The sequence below is a fragment of the Cellulophaga sp. HaHaR_3_176 genome (assembly GCF_019021925.1).
GTDB lineage: Bacteria > Bacteroidota > Bacteroidia > Flavobacteriales > Flavobacteriaceae > Cellulophaga.
On sequence record NZ_CP058990.1, the window covers coordinates 1,165,869 to 1,178,108 of the forward strand.

The window sequence follows — 12,240 nt, forward strand, 5'->3', positions numbered from 1 at the left end:
ATAAAATGAAAAGTCCGTTAATCAACTTTGTTATAGTTTTATTTTTTGTTTTTAGTTCGTGTATTAATTCCGATTCTAAAAATGAAATAATTTTTTATGTCTCTTTAGATGGTAACGATACACAAAGTGGGACAAGTATTGAAGAATCATTTAAATCATTAGAAAAAGCACGTAATGTTATAAGAGATCTTAAGCAAAATGGAGAAATTAATAAACCAGTTACAGTATATATAAAAGGAGGTACGTATCAGCTTTCTAAACCTTTTATTTTAAAAAATGAAGATTCTGGAACTGAAAATCACCCAATCACCTATAGTAATTATAATAATGAAAAGGCTATTATAAGTGGAGGTTTGCAAGTTACAGAATGGGAGAAAACCAAACTTAATAATTATACAGTTATGGTTTCAGATCTATCTAAAATTCAAGGATATGTACCTTTTGAGCAATTATGGATAAATAACCAACGCGTAACTCAAGCAAGAACACCAAATAGTGGATATTTAAAAGTACCTGCTTTACAAGGAGAAGATACTGTAAATGAAAGGCGAAGTAGTTCTTATGATTTTTCTTATAAAAAAACTGATGAACATTATTTTGATACTATTGATGACGGCGTAGCAGTTGTGTTTAATAAATGGCTAGAGTACCACATGCCAATTGATAAAATTGATCGTGAAAATAAAAAAATTATATCAACTAAAAAAGGAGGTAGGGCAATTGAAGCAGATGATGATTACTACTTAGAAGGAGGTAGAGCGATGCTTGATAAGCCAGGAGAATGGTATTTAGACAGACAAGATAAAAAACTTTATTATTTTCCAAAGGAAGGAGAGATTGACATTATAGCAACGATTCCCTCTTTAATAAATGTGCTTCGATTAGAAGGTAATTCTGATAATGGAAAATATGTTGAACATGTACAATTTAAAGGACTAACTTTTAGTCATACGACATGGGTATTATCTAGAGAAGCTGAAGAATCTGGTTATGGTCAAGCAGATATAAAAATGGATGGAGCGATTTTTTTAACTGGAGCTAAAAATTGTCTTTTTGAAAAATGTGAAATTACTCAAATAGGTAATTACGGACTAGAAATATCATTAGGTTGTTCAAGTAATAAAATTTTACAATGTGATATTCATGACTTAGGAGCAGGCGGTTTTTTGATTGGCCCAAAAATACGTCCGAAAGGAAAAGTAAGAGTAGAAGATATTGGAGAAAAGCTACCATTGGTATTAGAAAAACCTACAGATGCAACCCATACTAATGAGATAGCTGATTGTCGAATTTATGATGGTGGAAAATATTTTCATTGTGCTGTTGGTATTTGGATAGGGCAGAGTCCTGATAATCAAATTCACCATAATGAAATCTATAATTTTTATTACTCAGCTATTTCTTCGGGTTGGACATGGGGTTACGGTCCTGCATTAGCAACAGGTAATATTTTTGAATATAATTACATTCACCATATAGGTAAACTAAAAAATGGAGATGGTTCTGTACTTAGTGATTTAGGAGGTATTTATACTTTGGGAGACCAAACAGGGACTATTATTAGAAATAATGAATTCCATGATATTTGGGCAGGAAAGTATGGCGGATGGGCCATTTATTGTGATGAAGGGACCTCTAATATACGTATTGAAAATAACCTTGCTTATCGTTGTAGGCATGCAGCTTTTAACCAACATTACGGAAAAAATAACCTTATTAAAAATAACATTTTTGCTTTTGCAGATGCTAGTGTAGTAATGATGGCAAAATTTCAACCACATACTACTTTTATTTTAGAAAATAATATTTTATTAAGTGATGGTATTCCAATTTATGCTGGTGGTTATGAGTACAATGTAGAGCAAAAAGGCGGTTTCGTAGCAGATAATAATTTGGTCTGGTCTACTACAAATGATGTTTTGGGAGCACAAAATCGTTTTCCGAGTAGAATTTACGAACCTAATGAGCTTGTTATGAGTTGGAAAGAATGGCAATCATTAGGAAATGATCAGCATTCACTAATTGCAGATCCAGGCTTTAAAGATCCAACTAATGGTGATTTTAGCTTACCAGACGATAGTCCAGCATTAAAAATAGGATTTAAACCGTTTCCGTTAGGTCAAGCAGGCCCTCGTTAAATTTTCAAATTAACTAATTTATATAAGTACCAATATTTAAATAAAAGACACTATGATCCAAAAAACATTTCTTTATAAATTGGGAATAGTAGTATTAATCATAAGCTATTCTTGTAAAGGAGATGAGAAGAAGATTGTTACAGAAAAGAAACCTAATTTTTTGTTTGTTCTTGTTGATGATCAATCCCCTTTTGATTTAGAGGTGTATGATGGTGCTTCTATTTTAGAAACACCAGCCATAAACCAATTAGCAAATGAAGGAACTGTTTTTGACGGAGCCTATAATATGGGTTCCATGAACGGAGCAGTTTGTACTCCTTCACGGCATATGATCATGACTGGCCGCACTGTATGGCATTTACCACCAAGTGCAGAATTTCAAGATAATACAGCTCCGAACCCTTTAGATGAACAAACCATAGGCGCTATTTTTAATAGGGCTGGATATAAAACTATGAGAACCTGCAAGGTTGGTAACTCTTATCCTGGCGCTAATAAACAATTTACCGTTGTTCATGATGCAACCAAAAGAGGTGGAACAGAGGAATCTGGTAGCGCTTGGCATTCTAAACAAGTACTTGATTATTTAGCAACTAGAGAAGAAGAGAAAGAAACGAATCCCTTTTTTATTTATTTCGGTTTCTCTCACCCACATGATACTAGAAATGGCACTCCAAAACTTTTAACAAAATACGGAGCGACCAATCATAAGGATGAAACCACATTACCACCAGCAAATGTAAAGCAGCCAGAATTGCAAGAGAACTATCTTGCTAAGCATCCTTTTTTTCATGGGCATCCGGAATTGCGTGATGAAGAACGTGTAAGTGGCGTATGGAAAAATAGAGAAGAACAGACGGTTAGAAATGAGTTAGGTCGGGAGTATGCTTGTGACGAAAATATAGACAATCAATTACAAAAAGTACTTGCTAGACTTAAAAAAACGGGTGAATTGGAGAATACCTATGTGATATATACTTCTGATCATGGAATGTCTATTGGGCGCCATGGATTAATGGGAAAGCAGAACTTATATGAGCATACCTGGCGCGTACCATTTATGATTAAAGGTCCTGGGATTACAGCAAATAAAAGAGTGCAAGGAAATATTTATTTACTAGATGTATTACCTACGTTATGTGATTTGGCAGGAATAGAAATTCCAGAAACAGTAGAAGGTAAAAGCTTTGTACCTGTTCTAAAAGGAGAAAAAGAAACAGTACGTGATGTAATGTATGGCGTATATGCTGGAGGAACAAAACCAGGGATGCGAAGTGTTAAAAAAGGAGATTGGAAATTAATAAAGTATGATGTAATGGACGGTGCTGTTCGAGAAACACAGCTGTTTAATTTAAAGGCCAACCCAAATGAATACCTTCCAGAGCACCAAAAAATAGGAGCGATGGAAACGGACTTAGCAGAGAATCCTGAATACTCAGATAAATTAGCAGAGATGGAACAATTGTTATTGGAGCAAATGATTGAGAATGAAGATCCATATCGTTTATGGAATCAAACAGGAGCATTAACTGTTGTAAACGATAAATAATACTTAAAAAAAGAGACTAATGAAAGTAAAAATTTTAAAATTGAATTTGGTAATTTCTATATTCATAGTATGTTTTAGTGTTTCCGAAAATGGATATTCACAAAATGAACAACCAAATATTGTAGTTTTTTTATGTGATGATTTAGGGTATGGCGATTTATCATCTTACGGTCATCCATTTATTGAAACTCCAAATATTGATCAATTAGCATCAGAGGGCATTAAGTTAACTAATTTTTATGCTGCAGCGCCTGTGTGTTCTCCTTCACGAGTTGGGCTCTTAACAGGCAGAAGCCCAAATAGAGCAGGGATTTATGATTTTATTGTTGGAGGAAATAAAAAAAGAGATGATAATAGAGATATGGTTCACCTTCAAGCAGATGAAGAAACCATTCCAGCTCGATTGAAGTCTGTAGGTTATGCAACTTCTTTAGTGGGGAAATGGCATTGTAGTTCTCTTTTTAATTCAGAGGAACAACCAAAACCTAGTCATTTTGGTTTTGACCATTGGTTTGCAACACATAACAATGCTTCTCCTAGTCATAAAAATCCTAAAAATTTTGTTCGTAATGGAGAAAAAGTAGGAGAAATAGAAGGCTTCAGTAGCCAGATTGTAGTAGATGAAGCTTTACAATGGCTCGATAAAAAAGAAGATAAAAAACCTTTTTTCTTGCAAGTAACTTTCCATGAACCTCATGTTCCTGTAGAGTCTCCACAAGAATTAGTAAACAAATACCTTCCAGTAGCTAAGAATGAAAATGAAGCTCAGTTTTTTGCTAATGTTGAAAATGTAGATTTGGCCGTTGGCCGAATGATGACCTATTTAGAGAAAAATCATTCGGAAAATACCATTGTAATTTTTACTTCAGATAATGGTCCGGAAACACTTATGCGTTATGAGAAGGCCTATAGATCTTATGGTTCTCCAGGAGAATTGAAAGGAATGAAACTTTGGACCAACGAAGCAGGGTTTAAAGTGCCTTGTGTTATAAAATGGTTGGGCAAACCAACGTTTACAGGAACATCTGATGCAGTGATTTCAGCGCTTGATTTTATGCCTACATTCTGTGATTTGTCGGGTGCAGAACTGCCAGAAAATGCATTAGACGGGCAGTCCATGCAATCTTTTCTACAAACTGGAAATATCGAGAGAGAGAAACCATTGTTGTGGAGTTTTTACAATGCCGAGAATGATCATGTCATAGCCATGCGAGATGGAGATTGGAAAATAATGGCACAATTAAAAAATAAGGGAAACTACCTGCCTAAAATTTTTAATATCTATGATGGTAATGAAGCTTTTCTAAAAGAAAGTAAACTAACAGATTTTATCTTGTATAATTTAAAAGACGATGTTGGTGAAACTACAGATGTAGCATCAGAAAGTAGTAAGAAATATAAGGAAATGCGTAAAAAGCTAAAAAGAGAATATGAAGAATTACTAGCGGATAGCCATATTTGGATACGAAATTAAAACGAAGAAATTTTCGAAGTACCTAGAGGTGCGAAAAATAAATATACAGATGAAATTAAAAATTACCTTATTAATTTTTTTGGGAGTAGGTTTAGGAACATGTTATTCTCAAGAAAACAAGGACTTAAAGCTTTGGTATGATGCACCAGCATCAGATTGGAATGAAGCCTTGCCAATAGGTAATGGCCGTTTAGGAGCCATGGTTTTTGGTACTCCTGCACATGAAAATATTCAATTAAATGAAAATACGCTTTGGGCAGGTGGCCCACATAGAAATGATAATCCGAAGGCAAAAGAAGTACTTTCTAAAATTAGAACACTTTTGTTCAATGGTGAATATTCAGAAGCGCATAAATTAGCTAATGAAAAATTTATTTCTGAAACGTCAGCAGGAATGCCTTATGAGACTGTAGGTAATTTAAGATTAAATTTTCCAGGACATAATAATTTCACCAATTATAGCAGAGTTTTAGATCTAGAAAATGCAGTAAATACTATTACATATACCGTGGATGATGTTGAATTTAAACGGGAGGTATTTACTTCGTTTACAGATCAAGTTTTGATTATAAAACTATCGTCCAATAAAAAAGGTAAAATCAGTTTCTCAGCAACTATGGACCGCCCCGAACCTGCAAAGGTGAGTGTTTCTACTGAGAATAATAATGTTTTAGTCATGACAGGGTGGAGCAGTGATAATAAAAATAAACGCTTGCCTGCACAAAGTCCGGCGATTAAAGGTCAAGTTGAATTTGATGCTAGAGTTAAGGTTATTCCTGAAGGTGGAAAAGTGACTTCAACAAACAATCAATTGGTAGTTTCAAAAGCAAATAGCGTAACCTTATACCTTTCTATTGCTACAAATTTTGAGAACTACCAAGACCTTAGTGCTGATCCGCATAAAAAAGCAGAAGCATATATTATTGAAGCAGAAAAGAAAAAATATCAGCAGTTGGTACATGATCATACGGCTTTCTACAAAAACTATTTTAATCGGGTACGCTTAAATTTAGGAGAATCTGAAGCGGCAAAAAATACAACGGACATCAGGATTAAAAATTTTAGTACTGGTTTTGATCCTTCCTTGGCAGCGTTATATTTTCAATTTGGCAGGTATCTATTAATTTCTTCATCACAGCCAGGAGGGCAAGCCGCAAATTTACAAGGACTTTGGTGTAAAGATTTAATACCACCTTGGAAGAGTGCGTATACGGTAAATATTAACACTCAAATGAACTATTGGCCATCGGAGGTGACGAACCTTTCGGAAATGCATGATCCTCTAATTGATCTGATAAAAGATCTTTCGGTTACGGGTCAAAAAACAGCGGCCGATATGTATGGAGCAGAGGGATGGGTAGCACATCATAATACAGATATTTGGCGTATTACAGGTCCTGTAGATGGTGCTACTTGGGGCATGTGGCCAACGGGTGGCACTTGGTTAAGTCAGCATCTTTGGGAGAAATACATGTTCAATGGCGATGTAAACTATTTAAGTTCTGTGTATCCAGCGATGAAAGGCGCGGCAGAGTTTTGTTTGAGTTTTTTAATTGAAGAACCAGCAAATGGATGGTTGATTATTTCGCCAACAATTTCTCCAGAACATGGTCCCAAAGGGCGCGATAAATCAGTAAATATAGTAGCAGGTACCACCATGGATAATCAGCTGGTTTTTGATTTACTAACCAAAACTATAGCAGCTGCTAAATTATTAGATACCGATAAAGAACTCATACAAAGAATAGAACAGACACTTCCTAAATTACCCCCAATGCAGGTGGGACAATACAATCAATTACAAGAATGGATGCAGGATGTAGATGATCCGGAAGATAAACACCGTCATGTTTCTCATTTATATGGCTTATACCCATCAAATTTAATATCTCCATATAGGAATCCAGAATTGTTTGAAGCCGCAAAAAATACCTTAATTCAAAGAGGAGACCCTTCTACGGGTTGGTCTATGAATTGGAAAATAAATTTATGGGCGCGATTGTTAGATGGTAATCATGCTTACAAATTAATGGGAGATCAAATTAAATTAGTAGGCAGACCAGATTCGCCAAAAGGTGGTGGTACGTACGCGAATATGTTAGATGCACACCCGCCATTTCAAATAGATGGCAATTTTGGCTTTACTTCTGGTTTAACGGAAATGTTAGTGCAAAGTCATGATGGTGCTATTCACTTACTTGCTGCACTACCGGATGTTTGGAGTGAGGGCAAGGTCAACGGGTTAAGGGCTCGTGGTGGTTTTGAGATTATTGATTTACAGTGGAAAGACGGCGAAGTAATTAAGGCTATTATAAAATCGTCAGTTGGCGGAAACTGCCGAATTCGTTCTTATAATGAACTCAAATTTGAAGATGAGAAAGACTTAATAACTGCTCAGGAGATTAACCAAAATCCATTTTATCAAACCCCAAAAACTAAAAAAGCCTCAGTTTCTAAAACAGTAATATCAAAGAGCTTAGAACTTAAACCAACCTACGTGTATGATATTCCAACAACAGTTGGCCAAGAGATTGTATTGATTAAAAAATAACCAAACGGAACAAAACATATGTGGACAGAAAAGATAATTTCAGTAACTAAATTATATGCAGTAGGTTTCTTGTTTTTGCTATTTTCAAATAGCAATGCGCAAATAACCGTACATTCTTTAAGTGAATTAATACCCTATTTAGATGACGATAATGTACATATAAAGCTAGCACCAGGGGTGTATTCCATAACAGTAAAAGATGTTGAGAATGGACTATATCAGCAAGAAACAAAAGTAAAAAATGTTAGTAAGGTACTGTTGCTGTTTGAAGGCAATAAAAGTACGTATGATTTTACAGGAGTAACACTTAATGTTGATACTAAGGTTTTAGCAGCCTTTGGTAATGTTCAAGTTTATGAAATACAAATCTTAGGAAATAGTAATGTATTAAAAAATCTAACATTAGTAGATGAAGGTTCTGTTCATGACAGCCCAACACGAAGAGCATGTAATATTGTAATGGATGGTGCGTATAATAGAATTGAAGGATTCAATGTAACTACAAAGGGCTCCTTTCCATACGGGTATGGGGATGCGTTTGGTAAAGGTGGTACAAGTATTATTCCGCATCAAAAGCATAGTGCATGTTTAATTCGCGGGGAATCTAATCATCTTAAAAATTCTAATTTTATACATCGAAGTTACGGACATTGTATTTTTATGCAAGCCGCTAGTAATCCCTTAATTGAAGGGTGTTATGTAGAAGGCGAAATGCGTTCTACAGATGATATTTTAGCAGAAAAAGGAACGGGATCTCCAGCAGATAAGGTCGATTTTATGACGGTTTGGGGCTACAAACTTCCAGCAGGTTATATGCTTAGTACAGGAGAAGCAGGTATTCGTGCCTACAATGCAGGAGAAACAAGTATTGACGGAAAGTTTTATACCAGAGGAACCTCAAATCCTACCGTATTAAACTGTACCGTTAAATACATGCGAACAGGTGTTACAATAGCGCATGCTACAGGTAAAAAACATGTAGAAGGTTGTACCGCTATTGCTTGCGAAAATGGTTTTTCTCTGGGCTCTGGTGATGTGATTAATTGTAGAGCAGATTGTACCTATGGCCCTGTGTACACTTCTACCTATGAAACTGATGAAAATTACAATGCAGATATTACCATTATAGCATCAAGCTTACCGTATATGAACGGCTCGGGCAGTGTTGCTTATATTGGAGGTAGCGGTCATAATATTCTATTAAGAGGCTCAGACGAAGGAGCAAAATTAGGATTGAAAATTAAAGTAGGTGGTGATAAAAATAACATTCGACTATTGCATGGCAACCTACCAGATCAAAACAATTTTAAAGCTTCCAATTTTGAAATTCAAAACCTTACCCATTATCCTTTATTATTATCAGAAAAAAGCACTGAGGTTAGCGGACAATCCTTAGGTGTTGTTACAGATTTAGGGAAGAAAAACAAGGTTAATAACTAAATAAATCCAACTCAACTTAATATTGAAAAAATAAAAATATGTGTGTATCACCTATAAAAAATATAGTACTCAGTAGTATTGCTCTTCTTTGTTTGGGGAGCTTCTTCTCATGTGAATCTAATAAAGAAATACCTCAAAAACCAAACGTAATCTTACTTGTCGTAGATGATCAAGGTTATGGTGATATTGGGCGTTTAGGAAATAAAATATTAAAGACGCCAAATATTGATGCACTTTATGATGAAAGTGCACGATTTACACAATACCACGTTTCGCCTACTTGTGCGCCAACCAGAGCCGCACTAATGACAGGGCATCATTCGAATAGAGCAGGAGTTTGGCATACGGTAAACGGACGTTCTTTATTATTAGAACGCGAAACAACCATTGCTCAAGTGTTTAAAGAGAATGGCTATGCTACCGGAATTTTTGGAAAATGGCATTTGGGAGATAACTACCCTTTTCGTCCTCAAGATAAAGGGTTTGAAGAAGTATTAGTACACGGTGGGGGCGGAGTAGAACAAACTATGGATTATTGGGATAATGATTATTTTGATGATACCTATACGCACAACGGTAAATTAGAAAAATTCAAGGGTTTCTGTACCGATATATGGTTTGATAATGCCAAGAAATACATAGAAGAAAATAAGAAGAACAATAAACCTTTTTTCTGTTATTTATCTACCAATGCCGCACACACCCCCTATTTTGTAGCAAACAAATATTCAGACCCTTATAAGGATAATGAAAATGTACCTAATGCTGCATTTTATGGACTTATTGCTAATGTAGATGAAAACATAGGTAAGCTTGTAGCCTATTTAAAAGAAATTGATTTGATGGATAACACCATTTTAATATTTACGACTGATAACGGTACCTCTGCAGGTGCTAAAATTGAACAAGGAGGGGATAGATTAGATGGGTTTACCGATAAAGGATACAATGCAGGGATGCGTGGTATAAAGGCAAGTATGTATGAAGGAGGTCACCGAGTGCCACTTTTTATTCATTGGAAAGACGGAGGTATAACCACCGGTACAGATATTAATGAATTAACGGCGCATTATGATATAGCACCCACCTTAATAGATTTATGTGGTTTAAAAGTTAAAGAAGATCTGAAATTTGACGGAAAAAGTTTGAAGCCTTTAATAGCTGGAGAAAGTGAAGAATTTAAAGACCGTGTGGTGATTACCAATTCTCAACGGATTGAAGTTCCAGAACCTTGGAGAAGAACAGCTTTTATGAAAGGCGATTGGCGATTGATTAATGGAACGGAACTTTATGATTTAAGTAGAGATCCAGAACAACGCACCAATGTTGCCGATCAATTTCCTGAAAAAGTAGCCGCATTTAAAGTAGAATATGATAGTTGGTGGAACGAGATAGCTCCTAGTTATAAAGATGAACCATACATTATTGTGGGCAATCCAACAGATAACCCAACTACCTTACATGGTCATGATTGGCATACTACGGCGGTAGCCAGCCCTTGGCACCAACGCCATATTAGACAAGGGTATTTAGATAATGGCTATTGGTTGGTAAAAGTTGCTGAAAGTGGAACGTACAATTTAAAGCTACGTCGCTGGCCCGTAGAAACTAATTTACCGCTTAATGGAATTGCGCCTGTACGACCAACATTAGCAGGAACTACGGTTAGAGAAAGTGTTAAAAGTAAAGCTTTAACCATCAAAAATGCTAGAATTAAAGTTCAGGATCAAGAACAGCGTACCCTGGTAGATCCTAATGCGGAATATGTAGAATTTACGGTAGATTTAAAAGTGGGTGAGTCGCAACTTCAAACTTGGTTTACTTTAGAAAATGAAGAGGAACTAGGCGCTTATTATGTTGAAATAGAAAAAATCTAAATAAAAAACCATTTTTAATGATTAAAAAATCAACGTACTTGTTTCTTTCAACGCTATTTTTTATAAGCTCTTTTATTACTGCACAGCAATATTCATATACAAAGGTTATAGTAGAGCCTGAAGTATATTCTATTATGTCTGATAAATGGAATGATGATTTTAAGCATGTAGAATATCCTAAACAATGGTTGCATAATATAATTACGATAAAACCAGGAGAATCTATACAGAATGGCATTGATAAAATTCATGAAAGTGGTGGTGGTGTAGTGTTTTTAAAAGAAGGAACACATGTTTTAGAGCATACACTTACCCTAAAAGGGATGATAACTTTGGTAGGTGAAGGAAGAGATAAAACCATTATTCTACAAGGCCCAAATATGAATAGCACAGGTTTTAATATAGAAGATGAGCCACAAGTAACAGATTTGGTTATTAAAGATTTGACATTAAAAGGTACAAGACAAGGCAAAGCTAATGGCATACTTATAAGAGGAAAAAATGAAAGTAGACATACTCGAATAATGCTTCAAAATATAGATGTAACGGATTGGTCAGCACAAGGCGTTCACATGAAACGAACGAATAATATTATTATGGATAATTGTAATTTTCAATACAATGGTTCAGGTGGTGGTTTGTATCATAATGTATACTTCCTATATAATAAATATATTTTTCAATCTGATTGTGATATGTCTTATCCGGTTAAAGGCAAAGGAAATAAATACACCTCTTCTGAATATGTATTAGCACAAAGATGTACTATAAAAGATACCAAAACTAATGGTATTCAGGCAGATCATGAAGAAGCAGGCTATATCTTTTTTCATAAGTACCATATATCAGGCTGTGCTAGGGTTGCTTTATGGTTTCCTTGTGAAGATTACTACAATAAATTTGAATATACCGAAAGCCCCAAATATGCGCCACAGCATGTAATTTTAAACCGTTGCGAAATAGTGAATAATAGATGGGGAGCTATGTGGCGTGCTGTTAATAATTCATATATCATAAAGAGTGTTTTTGATAATAAGAATATTGATTTAGGCTTATTAAAATGTGATGTTACTTTAGAAAATAGCAGTTTTAAAAAAGGAAATGAAGTGTATACAGATGTTAAACAGTGGCCTAAAGATGTAGAAATTTTGTGGTAACGGTGAAGTGGAAAAATAGGAAGTTTAAAAAAGGAATATAAAGGGTGATACTTT

General features: G+C 35.1%; 7 protein-coding genes. All 7 read left to right on the forward strand.

Going from position 1 to position 12,240, the window contains the following annotated elements; all coding sequences use genetic code 11:
• Positions 1–5: 5 nt before the first annotated feature.
• From H0I23_RS04935 to H0I23_RS04965, 7 genes are read left to right on the forward strand one after another with little or no spacing between them, the layout of a single operon-like run.
• Complete coding sequence (locus tag H0I23_RS04935; protein WP_216785347.1) at positions 6–2,138, forward strand: right-handed parallel beta-helix repeat-containing protein; 2,133 nt, start codon at positions 6–8, stop codon at positions 2,136–2,138.
• 52 nt (positions 2,139–2,190) lie between these two features.
• The gene (locus tag H0I23_RS04940) at positions 2,191–3,687 is read left to right on the forward strand and encodes a sulfatase-like hydrolase/transferase (RefSeq protein ID WP_216785348.1); all 1,497 of its coding nucleotides are present in this window, start codon (positions 2,191–2,193) and stop codon (positions 3,685–3,687) included.
• A gap of 19 nt (positions 3,688–3,706) precedes the next feature.
• Positions 3,707–5,161: a sulfatase-like hydrolase/transferase gene (locus H0I23_RS04945; protein WP_216785349.1), complete on the forward strand. Its 1,455-nt coding sequence runs from the start codon at positions 3,707–3,709 to the stop codon at positions 5,159–5,161.
• A 49-nt stretch (positions 5,162–5,210) separates the two neighbouring features.
• Positions 5,211–7,712: a glycoside hydrolase N-terminal domain-containing protein gene (locus tag H0I23_RS04950; RefSeq protein ID WP_216785350.1), complete on the forward strand. Its 2,502-nt coding sequence runs from the start codon at positions 5,211–5,213 to the stop codon at positions 7,710–7,712.
• A gap of 18 nt (positions 7,713–7,730) precedes the next feature.
• A complete protein-coding gene (locus tag H0I23_RS04955; RefSeq protein WP_216785351.1) occupies positions 7,731–9,152 on the forward strand; it encodes a hypothetical protein in 1,422 nt (473 codons plus the stop codon).
• A gap of 38 nt (positions 9,153–9,190) precedes the next feature.
• A complete protein-coding gene (locus tag H0I23_RS04960; protein WP_216785352.1) occupies positions 9,191–11,029 on the forward strand; it encodes an arylsulfatase in 1,839 nt (612 codons plus the stop codon).
• Positions 11,030–11,046: 17 nt separating this feature from the next.
• Positions 11,047–12,186, forward strand: coding sequence for a right-handed parallel beta-helix repeat-containing protein (locus H0I23_RS04965; protein WP_216785353.1), 1,140 nt, complete (start codon positions 11,047–11,049; stop codon positions 12,184–12,186).
• Positions 12,187–12,240 lie beyond the last annotated feature (54 nt).